This window comes from Thermotalea metallivorans (assembly GCF_001562415.1).
GTDB lineage: Bacteria > Bacillota > Clostridia > Peptostreptococcales > Thermotaleaceae > Thermotalea > Thermotalea metallivorans.
Genome location: NZ_LOEE01000028.1, coordinates 215,872 through 232,683, shown reverse-complemented (window position 1 = coordinate 232,683; position 16,812 = coordinate 215,872). Strand labels below are relative to the sequence as shown.

Here is a 16,812-nt window from a genome sequence, read left to right as displayed (position 1 = left end):
TTCTTAATTTTATCTTCCCTTATTTTCCTATATAATGGAAGTGTAGAGAATCTGGAAAATTTGATTTTGCCTGCATCCCTGGGGTGGGACGAATTCTATCCCAAAAACATTCAGAAAGGAGCAACAGATATGCAAAGATGGAAAAAGTGGATTGTTTCATCGGCTTTGGCAATTTCCCTGACGGCCGTAAGTTCCCTGACTCCTGTCCATGGAGACTGGACCCAGTCTCTCTATGAAGAGAAAAAGGAAGAGTACATAGCAACGGGTGTAAAACATGAGCAACTCCTGCGTTTTACCGATAAAGGATGGTTGAATGTTCATGTGATGCGCATTCATTTAGGGGATGAATTTACCTCTTTAGAGGTGCTGTTCAATCAAAATGGTCTTGGAAACAAGGCCAAGTTGTCGGAACTGGCAAATCAAAATAGCCGGATTGTCGGCGCAATCAACGGTGACTTTTTCAATACAAAGGGCTCCGCTACCCTAGGTCCCATGGTAAAAAACGGAGAGTTGATTTCTACACCTTTCTATATACCCAACCAAATGGCTGTCTTCCACCAGACCAAAGAAGGCATGCCTGCTGTGGGCTATTGGGAACATGCACTGGTACAGCTGACAAATAAGCGTTCTCAGACGGTTCTCCCCATGGGATCCGTAAACAAGGAATCCGACTACGGAGATACGGCCATTCTGTTTACACCGGTATGGGGAGAAAAGACCCCTCCTTTGAGTCCCAGCCTTTCCGGCGCCGTGGAGATGGTCATTGAGAACAACGCAGTAAAGGAAATCCTAAATGCCAAGGATGGCACCGTGATTCCCAAGAACGGGTCTGTGGTATTTGCCACCGGCTCCTTTGCAGCACTGATTCAGAACAGCTTTGCCGTCGGCGATGAGGTGGAGCTGACCATGGCTGCCAACCCGGACTTTCGCTCCCTTTCCCTGGCCATGGGCGGCGGTGCTCTTTTGGTAAAGGACGGAACCATCCCTCCCGCCTTCTCCCATGAAATCAAGGGAAATCATCCCAGAACAGCCATCGGTATTTCCAAGGATAATAAAGAAGTGCTCTTTGTCACCATCGACGGCAGGAGTGCTTCCTATACAGGGGTCACCCAGCGGGAATTGGCCGAAATCATGATCTCCTTGGGTGCCCACCAGGCCATCAATTTGGATGGGGGCGGCTCCACAGAAATGGTCCTGCGTCCCTTGGGTGAAGAAAATAAGAGAATTGTCAACCATCTCTCTGACGGCAGCGAGAGAAGATTGATGAATGGTATCGGTGTCCTCAACACAGCGCCCAAGGCCGCCATCAGGGGAATCAAGCTGCAAGCCCAAGATGCCAATGTTTTTTCCGGTACATCCAGACAACTGGAAGTCAAAGCCTATGACCAAAACTATAACCCTCTGGCTGTAGACTACAGCCGTATCCGGTGGCATGTCACCGGTGTCAAGGGTACCTTTGCGGGAAATACCTTCAAACCTTCCACTGCCGGCAAAGCAGTCATTGCCGCAGAATATGAGGGCAAATACGCTACTTTCGAAATGAATGTTTTGGCGGCTCCCGTATCCTTGCAATTATCCCCCGGAAAGCTTTTTATCGATAAAAATGGAGAAAGACCAATAACAATCAAAGGAACAGACGCTGACGGATACAGTGCTTCTATCGATCCTAAGGAGGTTGTCTTTGAGGTGCCTCCAAGCTTAGGTTCCATCGATCCAAGGGGTTATTTCAAAGCAGCTTCCAAAAATGCCTCCGGCCTGATCAAGGCAACCTTCCAAGGCTTAGAGGCCTATGCACAGGTGGTTGTGGGATCCAATGAAATCTTGGTGGATGATTTTGAAAATCCTAACGGAAGCTTCCTATCCTATCCGGCAGAAGTAACGGGAAGCTATCAATTGGCCCCTTTCCCCAAATCCGGAAATTTTTCAGGTCTGCTGACCTATGACTTTACAAGCACCGATGCCACAAGGGCGGCCTATCTGGTATTCAACAACGGTGGCATCTCCTTCGATAAACCGCCAACAAAAATTGGCCTTTGGGTTTACGGCAATGAAGGGGGGGGACACAGTCTGAAGGCCAAACTGGTAGGGGCTGATGGTTCTGTCCATAACATCACCTTGGCTGCCGCCATCGACTGGAGCGGCTGGAAATACGTGGAGGCTCCTATTCCCCCTACTTTGAAAGTTCCTGTCATCCTTGAGCGGATCTATATTGTGGAAACCAATCCCCTGGCCAAGGATACAGGCAGAATTTATATGGACGGATTGACCGTTTTCTATCCTTCCGCCTTTGACGGTGCCGTTCCTCAAGCCTCTGTGAAAGACCAAAGAAATACACAGGCTCCTTTAAAAGGGAAAAACTCCTTCCGTTTCTTTGCCCATGGCAAAGTCAGCGGGATCGACACTTTGCTGGACAAACTGGCAGTGGGAAAAATGGCGGCATTGGCCAATGACGGCGCAGAATTGAACATATTTACAGAATCCATTGACCCTTCTTTAAAGGATTCCCTGAAAAAATCTGTGCTTCTGGCCGATGGCAGCTACACAGCCACCAAGCATAACAACAGTGTATTCATTCAACTGGATAATCGAAAGGGCAGCCTGCGGGAAAGCAATGGGCAGCAATGGCCTTGGTTCATCAATACCATCAAAAATACCGATGCAAAACAGATCTTTGTGCTGTTGCCAAAACCCTTGTCTTTCACTGATCCTTTAGAGGAAAAACTTTTGAAAGATACATTGGAAAAAGTAAAGAAGGACAACAATGCCGATGTTTGGGTGCTCACCGGCGGAGGAACAGATTTCACCGTTACGCCCCAAAACGGCATACGTTATGTTACCCTGAAGGATTATCCCCTTCATAATGAAATTGATATTTTTACCCAGTTGACCTACATGGTTTTCACCGTCAATGAAGATAAAGTTACCTATGAAATCCTGCCCATGTACACAAAATAGATGAAGATGGAGTTTCTCCATCTTCATCTATTTTTTACAGACAAACCCTTGAGATTTGGCTTCCTGTTCAGACCTGCGCCGCTTTTCTAAAATAAACAATAAGGAAAAAAGGGGCTTGCTGATTCGCGACGAAGCCGAAATCTCAAGGGTTTATGAACATTCTATTGCTTTGTCTTCATCTATTTCTGCAGGATAAGTTCATCCAAGTATTGCAGTTCTCTGTCAAACAAATTTTCTTCCAAGATTGCCTTCACTTGCCGAATTGTCTCCCCATGGGCCTCCTGCTGCAAAACCTCTTTTAACCGGGTCGTATTGATCGTTCCCATATTTTCTAAAACATATCTGATTTCTTCCTTTATCTCCACGGGCAGACGGATTTCTCCTGCATTCCCTTTGATTTTATGATGGTATATATAAATAAATCTTTCTAAAGTCCTATCATCCAACACCATTTCATGTCTGGGTCCTTCTTGATCCGGATGGAGGATGTCGTCAGAATAAAGGTTCATGCTTATTCCTACGAAAGGTCTTGTCTCCAAACCCCCATCCGATGGAGATCCTGTATCCCATGCCGGCAAAAAACCTCCCTTTGTCGGACTCATGTTCCATATCCCCAGCACTGTAATCAATGTCAAAACAAGAATCATGCGCTCATGGTGTCTCTTTTTCAGTTCCATCCTACCGATACCACCCTACATCCTATTTTTCTATTAGTATGATATCGGTTGATCCCTTTTATGCATATAAAATCAATGATTCGCTTTCCACTTCCTCTTTTCCCTTTCTCCTTTTTCCTTCCTGTCATAATTTTCGAGGGCACCGTATATATATTCCCTATAGAAGGAGGTGCGTTGCTTTGTCCTATCATTCCTGGAAGCATCTATACGAAGTTCGTGTACACTATACCGATGAAAATGCCGTTGAGGTCTTAGCAAAATATCTGAAGGATCACCTCACCAAGGATATGGTCCTCGTCTGCATCGGCACCGACCGGTGCATTGGCGATGCCCTTGGCCCCCTGACAGGTACTCTCCTCAAAGACAGGGGCTTCCGGTATCCCATTTACGGGACCCTGGACCATCCCGTCCATGCAGTCAATCTGAAAGAAAGCATTGATACTATCTGCGCCCAGCATCCCCAAGGCTTTTTTCTTGCCGTGGATGCATGCCTCGGTGCAGCGGAATGTATCGGCAACATTCACATAAAAAAGGGCCCCATCTCTCCCGGCAAAGGCGTAGGAAAGAAGTTGCCCAGTATTGGCAATCTATCGGTTGTAGGTATTGTTGACAAAATCCATCACGATGACTGCTTTGCCATCCACAACATCCGACTAAGCCTTGTCATGAAAATGGCACGGATCATTGCCGATGCCTTCATGCTGGCCACCTATTTGTCTTAGCAACTACAAAAATTTTTTATGAACCACTTCAACCTTTACCACCGGAGTCGACCTCCTTTCGGATATATTCTATCATTGTTTTATAGGATAATTCATAATACTTTTTCATATCCTCGTATTCAAAGATGGAATGAACGATGAAATTGCTTTCCAATACTTCATTCCTAGAAAAAAGCCGGATTCCCTCTGCAAAAATCTCTTTTTTCACTAAGGGAGAAGCGTCATTGAGTAAAACCAAATCCACTTCTGTCTTGCATATATCCATCAACGTTCTCTTCAAATTTAGATAGGTAGACGGACTTATATCTTTTCCTGTCCAGTATATGGCAAAATCTATATCGCTCAAGGAAGTCCATTCTCCCCTTGCATAGGAACCGAAAACATAGGCAAAGATAATATTTTCCTCTGTCACCAAATATTCTTTACACTGCTCAAGCAATTCTTTCTCCATGATCATCTCTCCTGTTATCTGAGCTCTAAATTCCACACCTTGCAAAACCAATGCCCATCTTTCCTCATGCAATATTTTCTATAAATTGATTAACTTTTTTGTGATGCAGCACATCCTTCCACCAAATTCACGATAAGCTTTTCTTGTCCTACAACAACGCCACGATCAGGGGTATGGTGATCATGGAAAGCATGGTGGAGATAAATACGGCCTGGGAGGCCAGATAATAGTCATTGCCATATCGGGTGGCCAGAATGGCACAATTGGCTGCCACGGGCATAGCTGCAATGACTACGGGAATTCCCACCATGATTTCATCCAGCGGGAACTGCTTTAAGATGAGCCATACCAGCATCGGTACAATAACCAATCGTACGGCGCTGACAATAAAAATGTTGACATTGGAAAATATCTCCTTTACATGGATATCGGCCAGGATAGACCCGATAAAAACCATAGACATGGGCGTCGTCACATCCCCTACCATTTTCAGTGTCTTGAAAATAGGCCCAGGCAGTCGAAAGGACATCATAAACATGGCAAAACCGATAAACACGGCAACCAGTCCCGGATTGAAGAGCTGTCGGATCAGAAGGCTCCCTCTTCGATCCAACACCGGCTTCCCTTTCTCCATGGCAGGTCTGCTTAGCACCATGACCCCAAAACTCCAGAGGAGAATATTAAAAGGAAGATTGTAAAGGGCTGCATAAAATACCCCCTTTTCCCCAAAAACGGCATTGACCACAGGATATCCCATAAATCCCACATTGGAAAATACAATCATGAACTGGAAGATATCCCGATCGGTCCCTTCCGCCTTCAATATCCTTGGAATACCATAGGATACGGCAATGGACAGGGCATATACCCCCCAGGAGATCATAAATAAATTGCCGCTTTTTATGAGCATTTCTTTAGAAAATTCAAAACTGCCGAGAGACGTAATAATTAAAGCAGGCAACGCCACATTCAGAACAAAGCTGCTGAGATCATGATTCATATCATTGCTGATCACACGAAACTTTTTGCTCATATAGCCGATAATTAAAAGCAAAAATAAGATCAAAATTTGATTCAATGTTTCCAATGGTTATCCCCCTTCCATGGCACATATTTCAAAGCCTTATTTTCCTCTCCCTGTCACCGTTCATCTGGAAAATGGGTTTATTGCCCATCTTCCAGAAAATCATAGAAATTATCATAGCCACTGTTGACAAACTCATAGAGAAGGGGACGGTCCAAATGAAATCTTTCCTCCAATTCCAACAATCCATCGGCTGTATACCCTTGAAAATATCTTTCCAGTTCTCTGATGCCTTGCTTGCTGTAAGCGGCCGCCAAAAACTGGCTTCCTTCCGTGATGTAGTAGACCCCATACATATCATCATTAAGATAATACACAGATTTTTTTACATGTTCATTATGGGGATAGAATTCTGTATACAGGAGCCCCACTTCATAGGGATGTACCATGGCATGGGGTTTTTCCCGCTCCAGCCGTCGCATGAGCTCCCTGAAATTTTTCACATGATAGACAGTAATATATTCATCCTTGCTTAAAGCAAAGGCAGCTTCTGTGCCTGTAATATTCATGACAGATCGGACCTCTGCCCTGCAAACCCGCCAACGGCCCTCCCTTTCTGTCACATGGATTTCCGTAAGAATCATCTTATAAGCGTTTCCTGTATCTATTAAGGATTCTGCAATGTAGGCAACGGCATCACCACTGTCCGTCTTCTCAATGACATTTTTCAGCAGGGTGGAAGGCCTCTTTACCGGCGTATATTCCATTGTCGGATCACAGCATAAATATGCCATGGCCTCCCTGTCATTTCCCACGGCCCGCATGATGTAATAATTGATGAGTTGCACCGGCGATACAATGGGTTCGCATATTTTATCCCAAAGTCTTTGCTGTTCCTCATCGGATAAAGCCATTTCTTCCTCCAGTATAAACTGGTATTCCGACAGGGGTTCCGGCAGTTCCTCGCCAAAATCTCGGTTTTTCGCAGCAAATGTTTTGACAAGATGCCTTGCTTCCCTCTCGTTCAAGGAGATCAGTTCTCCCCCCAGTCCTCCCATCATCCTGGCAGTCGTAATCTCGACCCTTTCCCTGCTGCCGGCCAAGATACTGATATAATCATCTAAGCCGAATTCCTCTCCATCCAGATGGAAAAACTGATAAAATGCTTCTTCTGCTTCTGTTTCCCATTTGATTCTCAAGCCTATAACACCCATCAATCGAGTATTGGTTGCATGGGCCTCTATAAATTTATGGGCCAGCGTATAATTCCTTCGTTTTTTCCCTTGAATCACTTCAAATTTTCTTTTTGCCATCTCTCTCTCCTTTACGATTCTGTGAAAAACTTTTTTGACTTCTATACTTTATTATATTTCATAGGAAACGAATAAAACAACGGGGGTTTTCTTAAAGTTTTCCCGTTGCTTTATTTTTCCCTTTTTATATAATTTTCTTTTTCTTCAACTGTCGGATAAAAACCTCATGGTCGCTCCACATGGATATGACAGCATCAAACTTTTCATTCATCTTGGCCTGCTCTTCCTTGATGCCTTCCACGTCCTCTTCCAAACGCTCCACTCGTTCTTCCAGACGATCCATCCGCTCCTCAAGGTGATCCATTCGCTCCTCAAGACGATCCATTCGCTCCTCAAGGCGATCCATCCGCTCCTCAAGGCGATCCATTCGCTCCTCAAGGCGATCCATTCGCTCCTCAAGGCGATCCATTCGCTCTTCCAAGCGGTCTACCTTTTTCTCCAAATTGTCTACTTTTTTCTCCAAGTTGTCTACTTTTTTCTCCAAATTGTCTACTTTCTTCCCCACGTCCTCGATCATACCCACAATCAAATGCAGGGTATCCTTTAATTCCTGATCCATGACCATACCCCCCGTTCTTTTGTTCCCCGATGCCGTCCCATGATGGTGTATTTATTATACCACTCTTTTGGGAAAAAATAAACTTTATTCAATCTTTTGCTTTATCCTGTCCATCACTTCATTTTTTAGTGTTTCCAACTTTTCATGGGCGTCATCTGCACTCGCTCCCACCACAGAAAAATAAACTTTTACCTTGGGCTCCGTACCAGAAGGGCGTATGCAGAACCACGATCCATCTTCCAAGGTAAAATGCAGTACATCGGCCAAAGGCAAGGTTAACATCTCTTCTTTCCCTGTCAGCACATCTATCCCTTTTCCCCTTTCATAATCCTTGATCACATGCACCCTGCGATTCCCAATGGATCGAGGTGGATTTCCCCTAAAATGTTCAAGGATTTTTCGGATCTTTTCCATTCCTTTCCTTCCTTTGAGGGCAATGAATTCCACCCCTTCCCAATAATAGCCGTATTTTTGAAATAAAGCCATGAGGGCATCATAGAGGGTCATCCCCCTTGATTGATAGTAGGCAGCCATTTCACAGATCAGCATGGAGGCGATGATTGCATCCTTATCCCGGACAAAGGTCCCCGTCAAATAGCCGTAGCTTTCTTCATAGCCAAAGATAAATTTTTTCTCCCCAGTGCTTTCAAATTCTTTGATCTTTTGGCCAATGAATTTAAATCCCGTCAGTGTATCCAACGTATCTACCCCGTAGCCTTTGGCAATGACCTCTCCCATCCTACCGGTGACAATGGTTTTGATCACTACACCCTTCTCGGGAATCTCCCCTTTTTCTTTCATAGCAGAAAGGATATAGTCCACAAGAAGAGCCCCTGTCTGATTTCCCGTCAGTACTTGGTACTTCCCTTTATCATTCTTTGTCATTACTCCTACCCGATCGCAGTCCGGATCCGTGCCGATCACCACATCTGCTCCTACTTTTTCGGCTAACGCCAAGGCCAAGGTAAAGGCTTCATGCTCCTCAGGGTTGGGAGATTTTACCGTGGAAAAATCGGGATCGGGCACCTCCTGCTCCGGCACAGTCCAGACCTTTTCAAATCCCAGTTCTTCCAATACCCTTCGGATGGGCATACTGCCCGTACCATGCAAGGGCGTATATACAATCTTTAACTCCTTGCCCATGGCTGCAATCATTTCCCTCCGGAGAGCCAGGCCCTTTACCCGATCTATATACTTCCTATCTATCCCTTCCCCGATGATGACCAATAATCCCTTCGATAAAGCCTCTTCTCGATCCATGGTTTTTACGCGGTCGTAATCCTCTATCTTTTGGATTGCTGCAATAATTTTTTCTGCTTCGTCAGGTACGATTTGTCCCCCGTCCTCTCCATAGACCTTATAGCCGTTGTATTCCGGGGGATTGTGGCTGGCCGTGATGACAATCCCCCCTGCACAGCCCAGTTCCCTGACGGCAAAGGAGAGTTCCGGTGTCGTCCTTAAAGATTCAAACAGGTAGACTTTGATACCGTTGCCGGCAAGGACCCGGGCCGCCTCTTCGGCAAAGGCAGGGGATTTGTGCCGAGAGTCATAGGCAATGACCACACCCCTGTCCTTTGCATTTTCCGTTTCTTTCAGCAGATAACGGGCGAACCCTTGGGTGGCCCTGCGGACCGTATAGAGATTCATGCGGTTGGTCCCCGCACCGATAATGCCGCGGAGCCCCCCCGTGCCGAACTCCAGATCCTTGTAGAACCGATCTTCGATCTCCTTTTCGTTATTTTCTATGCTTTTCAGTTCCCCCTTGATTTCTTCATCAAAGTATTGGCTCGCTATCCATTGATTATATTTTTGCCTGTAATCCATATGTATTTCCCCCTACCCTTTTGAGATCGGGCGACATCCCCCATGGGGCATGCCCCCTACGTAACATTATATATCTGTGGCAGGGCAAACATGCCTGTATTTTGTTAATATAAAATCTGCCGCCTTCCTATCAAATGAAACAATTTCATTTGATTTTGAAAACAACAGATACTATTGAATCTACACCTGCACGAGGGCTATAGAGATTTTTGCTGCTTAATTGATTAAAAACACCGCATCCCAGTTTGTTTTCACAGGTCTTGCTACAGCTAAAATCGCTAAAGCAGTTCCAGTAACCCCGTCTAAAAGACCAGGATTGTTCATTTTTGTCATCTCTCCCGTGTGTAGAGGATCCTGGCTGTCAATGTTATAGAATCCAAAAGCGGCAGAAGGATCATACATCTCCACTATTTTTTGCAATACTCGATTCCTGTATTCCTTAAATCGAATATGTCCTGTATCCAGATACATCAATTGCGTAATATGCAGCAAACCTGCAAAACCATGGCAAAAAGTAGGGGAAAAAAGACCCCAGTTTTCTTCCGGTTCAGCAAATATGCGATCTACCGCTGCAACGGAAAGCTCTTGATAGTCTTTATGATTTAAGGCTGTCCCCGCCAGCCATAGGCTTCGTAATACGCCCGGCGAACCATAGCACCAAGCCGTGCGGGTTCCTTGTTCCGTCATCGTTCCCGCAACATAATCCTCAAAAGAGATGCGTCCCGGCCAGAAAATACCATATCTGTCCCGGTATTTTCTGGCCATCAGCCATTCACTGATTTTCTTCATGGCCCCTTGTTGTTCCTCCACCTCTACCCCCTTCAGCAAAGCCAAAGAAAGAAATGCCAGGGGACCCGGTATTCCATGGGCTAACCCACAATTGAAATTTCCTTTCGGATATAATCGCTTGTCAGACTCTAAAAATTGATTTTCCACGGAAATATACCAACCGGGTACCCATTGTCCTGCAACTTCAACATCCCTCGTCAAATTTACCATGTATTTCAATATATCCGTCAGCAAGTTATGCATCTCCGGTACATCTTTAAAAAATAACAAGTATCTGCCTATGCCTGACAGCCCTTGGATGACATCATAATCTCCCATGGCCGGTCCCCCTTGTTTTTCTTTTAAAAATTTTAGATGCATAGGCAATGTATCTATCAACCATCTGTTAATTTGGGAAAGAAACTTTCTATACCTTGTTCCGTTCTTGGATAATACAAAGGCTGCCATTCCTATGCCGGACAATCCTCCAAACAGGGACAATACGTGAATTCCTTGTTCTGCAATTGCCTGTTGAATTTTTATCATGTACTCATGGCCTACTTGATCCCAATTTTCATCCTGAAAATGTTCGCTCATTTCTCCAAACAACAGGCAAATTCCCGGATACCCATGGGATAAGCTGGTATCATGCCACAACTGATGCAGCTTTCCCTCTATTTTTACTTGATTTTTATCAGAAGTTGCGACATATCGTACCTGATCAGGATCCCTCATTCGATTCCCTATACATTTAACAATATCTGTAATTTTTTTATCTTCTATTGTGAATCTCTCCATGTTGTTCCTCCATATCACCAGATTGCAATGCACAGCCCTATCCTTTTATGCTTCTCTTTTATGGTATTGCATGGGGAAATCTATTTCCTTCCACAGCCGGGCTTGAACATTATAAAGAGAAGCATATAAACCATTTGCCTTGATCAATTCTTCATGGTTTCCCCGTTCCACGATCTGCCCTTTATCCAAAACAATAATTTTTTTTGCGTGCTTTACAGTACAAAATCTATGGGAAATAAAGAGTCCGATTTTTTGATTGGTCAATTCAAAAAACTTTTGAAACATTTCACTTTCAGCAAGGGGATCTAAGGCTGCACTGGGCTCATCCAAAATATATACATCTGCATCCCTTACAAAAGCCCTTGCCAAAGCTGTTTTCTGCCACTGACCTCCCGAAAGCTGATATCCTTCTTCAAACCATTTCCCTAACTGGGTATCGAGCTTTTTGGGCATTTTTTCGATAATATCAAAAAGCCCGGTCAATTCGGCAGATGCCATCAACTTTTCATTGTTATCTAAGTATTTCAAATTCCCAAACCCGATATTTTCCTTCATGGTCAATTCATAGCGTACAAAATCTTGAAAAACTACCCCTATACGTTCTCTTAACTCATAGGTATTCAGTTCATTGATGGAGATGCCATTAATGAAAATATCACCTTCATCCAATGGATATAGTTTTGTTAATAATTTTACAAGGGTTGTTTTCCCCGAACCATTCTTTCCTACTAAAGCAATTATCTCATTTTCATGAATGGTAAAACTGACATTTTTTAAAACATAGTCCTCTGTCCCTGGATATCGAAAAGATACATTGCGAAATTCTATGGTATGGATCTTTCCCGGTGTTTTTTCTGTTTCAACATCCAAAGGTTTTCTCAAGGGTAGTTCAAGAAATTCAAATAATTGTTTGATATATAGATTGTTCTGGTATATTGAAAATATTGAACTTAATATCCCCTGGGAATGGGACTGGGTTAGAGAAACTGCCCTGATATAAGCTACGACACTTCCCACCAAAATTTCTCCATGAAATGCAGACCATAATATCATTAAAACTATCATATCACCGGCAAACTGATTCAAAGTTTGAAATACCAAGGTGAGGATTGTCCTTCTTTTTAAAAGCCGCTTATCCTCTTGAATGAACTCTGTATTGATTTTTTTATATTTCTCCAATAAATGTTTTCCTAAATTAAACAGTTTAATTTCTTTAAAAGCCGTATCCCGGGTAAGCAGAAAATTCAAATACCAAGATTTTCGATATCTTGGTGCTCTAACCCACTGTATCCAGAATTCATGTTGTCCTATTTTAACAAAATAAATCGATGAAATCAGAGGAATAAATAACAGAATACAAACTACCCACCATCTCCATGACAACAAAACGGCTGCCGCCGATAGAAATGTTACGACGCCTCCCAATACCCCAAGAATAGATGAAAATACTTGATAGGGCCTGTAGTTGGCTTCATTCTGAGCCCGTTGCAATTTGTCATATACTTCGGCATTTTCAAAATCTTCCAACTGCAGATGGATTGCCTTATCCATAATGGATACATTGATCTGGTGCTGCAGGATATTTCGAAACAACATTTCGTGGTGGCCTCTGACAGCTTGGATAACCTCAGAAAATAAAGAAACAACCACCAAAAAGAGAAAAGCCCTAAGTATATAGTCAAACTTCTGATTCATATGAATCACAACAGCATTTATCAAATTTTGCGAGGCAATGAGAGTCATCATTGGCATAATCCCTGACAAAACAGTCAAAAATATAATCGCCATCAGCCTTTTGCTGTCGGATTTCCACAACAGACGAAATATGCAAGGCCAATACTTAAACGTATGGATAATATTTTTCATATTTACTGTCTGGTAATCAGATTGCTCTTTCATGTTTTTCTAAATTCTCCTTAAAATATTTTAGATCATGCAAAGTATGCCTGGCAAATGCCATGATTTGTTTCTCCCGTTGGCGATTGATCCCTATCAGCCGATTGCAGTGCATATGCATAATGCTTGCTATAATATCTTCCTCTGAATTATACAAATTTTTTTGTATTTGTTCCCGCCTGACCTTCTCAGCAAGCTCCATGATACTTTTTCCCCGTTGATTTAACATTTGACAAATCTGTATGCCATTCCTGCTATTGCAAAGATTTTCCCAATGATTATATGAATTTGCCCATTGAATTAATTTTTTCCTCTCTTTGCGATACTCTTCTTTGCATTCATTGCGAGGGATGCGCCTGTTAAACCATTCAAGCTGTTCAGAATAAGTGAAACCCCATTTTTCCATCAAATCAATAATGTTGATTACTGCAATTGTTTCTATATCCAAATCAAGCTGATTCGTTCGATATAAATAAAGCAAATCCCCGGTATAAATGCTGTCATAATAAAATACCTCTTCCGCCGGAACAATGGTATTGGGGCCTCCATATCGCTCGATTTCTCTTTCATATGTATCGATGCATGCCCTGGACAGAAGGCCATCTTTTTTTAGCTGCAGCAGCCATAAATGCAATTCAGACATCAATGCACCATATAAATTTTTAGGATCGCCATGAAATCGCAGCCGAATATGTTGTTCGGGATCGGCATATCTTGTAAAAAAATATTGATTGCAATATCCTTTCGCGATTGCGTCTGTGCAAAAGTTTCTCATTTCAAAAGCAATCAATTCTTCTTCTCTTTCACTATTGCCATACAACTTCAGAAACAACCATTCACTCCCCGGAAGCATCACTCTTTGACTATCCATAGAAGAAATCATGCTCTTCTTCCTGTCTATATCCTTATGGATATTTTTTGATTCTCTGAGGGGAGGGTCAGCCAAAACAAAAGGAACGACAAATTCCGCAAAATATTTCCCCTCGGATCCTTGTACCCAATTTTCATGGAAACCGCATTCTGCTTCAGTAATGTATAATACATTGCCGTTTGTTTCTTTTTTCATTTGATTGTATAATTCTTTGATATGCAGGGGATGTTCCAAATCAAATAACAGCCTGTTATCAGCAATCGTATAATAGATAAACCGGGGAACATTCCATTTCTTTTTCCATTCCTGCATCGTCTTTTCAAATTTTTCAAAAACACATCCCTTGGACAAATCCAGTATTTCCCATGACAACTTCCATTGGGCAGGAAATATGATGACATTTCCATATCGAATCCTTGGTATGAAAGGAAACAATTCAAAGGCATTTCTCCATGCCATCTGGGTCCAATCCCGCTTGCCATCCATGGAAATCTCCCTAAGAAAGCGATATACATTGGGCGCCCCCGATACATTTAACATATGCCCGGTTGTGACTATGACCTCTTTGTTCAAAGATTTTGATTTCAAGTAAAACCTTTCACTGTCTGCCCCTACTACCAAATCCGAGAGTTTCAGCGTTTCTTTAGGCCCTTTGGAGGAGTTGGTGGATAACACGATCTCATAATCCCTTTTATTTTCAGTGATCACAACGTTTGCTACCCTTCCGGCACTGGGCGTATAGACCAATTCTGCAAAAACTGCGTCATCATGGCAATATTCTTTTTCCAACCGGCTTATTTGAGAAAGTTTTTCATGAATATCTTCTCCCAAGATATCAATAAATCTTCCAAAGGATTTGCCTGCCCCAGGGGAGCCGATATTGGGCCCGATATAAATTTTATAATTTCCTTTGTCAATTTCCTCTGCCGAAGGTGCAGCAATAATGGCATTGAGCTCCAGGGAAAGGGGAGCATATTTTGTTTCCGGTTTTACCGGTTCAATTTTTTCTAAAATTTCAGGTGTAATGCATATCTCAAAGGTTTTATTCTGGACAGCCAAAAGAATTTCCTTGAAAATAAATTGATTGATAGAATTCATTTTAATGATTTCTCTTTTTAAACTTTTTCTGCTTTTGGGATATTCGTACAATGCAGGCGGTCCTAAGCCTGTATCGGGATTTAACAGCTCCAATACAGGGATTTCCCTGTAAAAACCATATTTCTCAATAAAATCCATTCTATATTCTTCCAGATGGGGCAGATTGATATTTTCTGATGCCAATCGCCACAGGCATTCGGCTGCCTGTGCTAAATCTGTTGCCACCCTTTTATGTAAATATGCCCTTTTCTTATGTAAACGCAAGTCTACTTGCACAAAATTTTTTGTCCGGGCTAGTTCTTTCATCTTTTTAATAATTTCTAAATAGATGGCTTCCCCTTTCCCTAATTCAGTGTCATTGTATTGATCTATCAGTTCCTTTATTTCAATCAGCTTAGCCACTTCTTCATCAGTTCCCTTTAGATCCGAAAGTTTTTCTATGAAATATTCAAACGGTTTGGTAATAGTTAAAGGAGGACGCAGTTCCGATATAATAAATTCTTTTTCTAATAGCTGCCATACCAGATTTCTAATTTTTTCCTCCGGTGTATCAGGATATTTTTTTATCAAAGAATCAATGATTTCCCCATATGGAACGGGTTCTTGAGCCATCTCAAGAACATATTTTACAGGAGGTGTTGCCCGAATAGATATGCTCTCCATATGATAATCTTTACCAAGGGATTGCTGTCCGTATTTCGTAATATATGGAATTTCCGCACGATTTCCCACATACATCATCATTGTATTGGCGGTTACTTTTAACTTTTCCAATACTTCCTTGCGCCTTTCAAATTTTTTCATCACTGCCATTAGCCATTCCATATCAGGCCGTGCGCGTTTTCTGTGATGGACAAAACCCTCAATTTCAACATCTGTCTTATCACTGAATCGGGCAAGAGCAACTCCAGAAAATAATCCGAAAGGCGTTGTCCTTGTGGACATTCTGATCATATATTTCAAAAAAGAACTTAAGGTTTGTTCCTGTTTTCTGCTGTCTTCTGTGGTTTCCCATCGATTCAAAGCTTCCAATAAAGATTGGCTGGAAACTGCGATTGCCTCCCGAATGAAAGGATCTCCAGACATTTCAAAAAGAATGGCTTCGGTATCGGCACATTGTGTATCACTGTCTTTTTCACGGCTGACCGTAAACATTTTCTGATAGGCTTCCGCCGGCAAAACCGGTGTTCTTAACATGGCAAAATCCAATGGTTGAAACAGTGGAGGCTGCATATCTTGAGGATCCCTCAGAAACTTTTCCATCATATTCTAAACCCTTCCTTTTTTTAGATTTAGAAGGGAACATATTGCATGTTCCCTTCTCCTCGGTTTTCTCTAAGTATTATCTGCAAGATTCAGCCAATGAGCATAAATATGTGGCAATGCAGCAATTTGTGTTCAGTGTTGATGTACCGCCGCATGTATTCCAGCAAGTACCAGGAGTACACAGGGATACGCTGGTGATATTCGGTTCTACAAGGTTGTCTACCTTTTTTACCTGAATATCCAAGTCAAAATCATCATATTTTGGCATACAAAAGTCCCCCCTTTTTACAATTTATAAAAACCTTAACAGCAACTGATTATGCGCATGTAAAGCAAGTCTTTGTGATGCAAACAGTATAGTTTGACGGACAGCAATTGCTGTTAAAGGTAGTGTCTCCTGAACATCCTTGATAGCAGGTACCCGGAGTGCACAAAGAGACACTGGTAATATTTGGTTCTGCAGCATTACTTACTTCTTTTACTTGGATATCCAAATCAAAATCATCATATTTTGGCATATACTCCCCCCCTTTCTCAATTTTTTATGCCCATCAATTTTTGACAATATAAATTATTGATGGGCTGAAGAT

13 protein-coding genes are annotated in these 16,812 nt (G+C 42.6%); 2 read left to right on the top strand and 11 right to left on the bottom strand.

Annotated elements, in window-relative coordinates:
• Window positions 1-129: 129 nt before the first annotated feature.
• Complete coding sequence (locus tag AN619_RS06295; RefSeq protein WP_157064931.1) at window positions 130-2,955, top strand: phosphodiester glycosidase family protein; 2,826 nt, start codon at window positions 130-132, stop codon at window positions 2,953-2,955.
• Window positions 2,956-3,134: 179 nt separating this feature from the next.
• Here AN619_RS06295 and AN619_RS06290 read toward each other — a convergent pair whose 3' ends face one another.
• Window positions 3,135-3,632: a hypothetical protein gene (locus AN619_RS06290; protein WP_068555856.1), complete on the bottom strand. Its 498-nt coding sequence runs from the start codon at window positions 3,630-3,632 to the stop codon at window positions 3,135-3,137.
• Window positions 3,633-3,811: 179 nt separating this feature from the next.
• Here AN619_RS06290 and yyaC point away from each other — a divergent pair, with 179 nt between their 5' ends.
• Entirely contained in the window at window positions 3,812-4,354 is a 543-nt protein-coding gene (gene yyaC, locus AN619_RS06285; RefSeq protein WP_068555855.1) for a spore protease YyaC, read from the top strand.
• Between the two features lie 28 nt (window positions 4,355-4,382).
• Here the strand turns inward: yyaC and mntA are convergent, their stop codons facing one another.
• The 10 genes from mntA to AN619_RS06235 all read right to left on the bottom strand — a co-directional run bounded on the left by mntA (window position 4,383) and on the right by AN619_RS06235 (window position 16,740).
• Window positions 4,383-4,805, bottom strand: a complete 423-nt coding sequence (mntA, locus tag AN619_RS06280) for a type VII toxin-antitoxin system MntA family adenylyltransferase antitoxin (protein ID WP_068555853.1) — start codon at window positions 4,803-4,805, stop codon at window positions 4,383-4,385.
• A gap of 148 nt (window positions 4,806-4,953) precedes the next feature.
• Entirely contained in the window at window positions 4,954-5,892 is a 939-nt protein-coding gene (locus AN619_RS06275) for an AEC family transporter (protein ID WP_068555851.1), read from the bottom strand.
• 77 nt (window positions 5,893-5,969) lie between these two features.
• The gene (locus tag AN619_RS06270; protein WP_068555849.1) at window positions 5,970-7,142 is read right to left on the bottom strand and encodes a hypothetical protein; all 1,173 of its coding nucleotides are present in this window, start codon (window positions 7,140-7,142) and stop codon (window positions 5,970-5,972) included.
• A 124-nt stretch (window positions 7,143-7,266) separates the two neighbouring features.
• Window positions 7,267-7,701: a coiled-coil domain-containing protein gene (locus AN619_RS06265; RefSeq protein WP_068555848.1), complete on the bottom strand. Its 435-nt coding sequence runs from the start codon at window positions 7,699-7,701 to the stop codon at window positions 7,267-7,269.
• 84 nt (window positions 7,702-7,785) lie between these two features.
• Window positions 7,786-9,525: a phospho-sugar mutase gene (locus AN619_RS06260; RefSeq protein WP_068555847.1), complete on the bottom strand. Its 1,740-nt coding sequence runs from the start codon at window positions 9,523-9,525 to the stop codon at window positions 7,786-7,788.
• Window positions 9,526-9,741: 216 nt separating this feature from the next.
• The gene (locus tag AN619_RS06255; protein WP_068555846.1) at window positions 9,742-11,091 is read right to left on the bottom strand and encodes a lanthionine synthetase C family protein; all 1,350 of its coding nucleotides are present in this window, start codon (window positions 11,089-11,091) and stop codon (window positions 9,742-9,744) included.
• A gap of 45 nt (window positions 11,092-11,136) precedes the next feature.
• A complete protein-coding gene (locus AN619_RS06250) occupies window positions 11,137-12,990 on the bottom strand; it encodes an ABC transporter ATP-binding protein (RefSeq protein WP_068555844.1) in 1,854 nt (617 codons plus the stop codon).
• Window positions 12,974-16,222: a lantibiotic dehydratase gene (locus AN619_RS06245; RefSeq protein ID WP_068555842.1), complete on the bottom strand. Its 3,249-nt coding sequence runs from the start codon at window positions 16,220-16,222 to the stop codon at window positions 12,974-12,976. Before AN619_RS06245 ends, AN619_RS06250 begins: the two co-directional genes overlap by 17 nt.
• A gap of 76 nt (window positions 16,223-16,298) precedes the next feature.
• Entirely contained in the window at window positions 16,299-16,490 is a 192-nt protein-coding gene (locus AN619_RS15575; RefSeq protein WP_083525003.1) for a gallidermin/nisin family lantibiotic, read from the bottom strand.
• Between the two features lie 49 nt (window positions 16,491-16,539).
• A complete protein-coding gene (locus tag AN619_RS06235; RefSeq protein ID WP_068555840.1) occupies window positions 16,540-16,740 on the bottom strand; it encodes a gallidermin/nisin family lantibiotic in 201 nt (66 codons plus the stop codon).
• Window positions 16,741-16,812 lie beyond the last annotated feature (72 nt).

Bases quoted from the DNA above. Each gene is read 5' to 3' on its own strand.
- AN619_RS06295 (WP_157064931.1), top strand. From the start codon at position 130: ATGCAAAGATGGAAAAAGTGGATTGTTTCATCGGCTTTGGCAATTTCC.
- AN619_RS06290 (WP_068555856.1), bottom strand. From the start codon at position 3,632: ATGGAACTGAAAAAGAGACACCATGAGCGCATGATTCTTGTTTTGACA.
- mntA (WP_068555853.1), bottom strand. From the start codon at position 4,805: ATGGAGAAAGAATTGCTTGAGCAGTGTAAAGAATATTTGGTGACAGAG.
- AN619_RS06270 (WP_068555849.1), bottom strand. From the start codon at position 7,142: ATGGCAAAAAGAAAATTTGAAGTGATTCAAGGGAAAAAACGAAGGAAT.
- AN619_RS06265 (WP_068555848.1), bottom strand. From the start codon at position 7,701: ATGGATCAGGAATTAAAGGATACCCTGCATTTGATTGTGGGTATGATC.
- AN619_RS06260 (WP_068555847.1), bottom strand. From the start codon at position 9,525: ATGGATTACAGGCAAAAATATAATCAATGGATAGCGAGCCAATACTTT.
- AN619_RS06255 (WP_068555846.1), bottom strand. From the start codon at position 11,091: ATGGAGAGATTCACAATAGAAGATAAAAAAATTACAGATATTGTTAAA.
- AN619_RS06250 (WP_068555844.1), bottom strand. From the start codon at position 12,990: ATGAAAGAGCAATCTGATTACCAGACAGTAAATATGAAAAATATTATC.
- AN619_RS06245 (WP_068555842.1), bottom strand. From the start codon at position 16,222: ATGATGGAAAAGTTTCTGAGGGATCCTCAAGATATGCAGCCTCCACTG.
- AN619_RS15575 (WP_083525003.1), bottom strand. From the start codon at position 16,490: ATGCCAAAATATGATGATTTTGACTTGGATATTCAGGTAAAAAAGGTA.
- AN619_RS06235 (WP_068555840.1), bottom strand. From the start codon at position 16,740: ATGCCAAAATATGATGATTTTGATTTGGATATCCAAGTAAAAGAAGTA.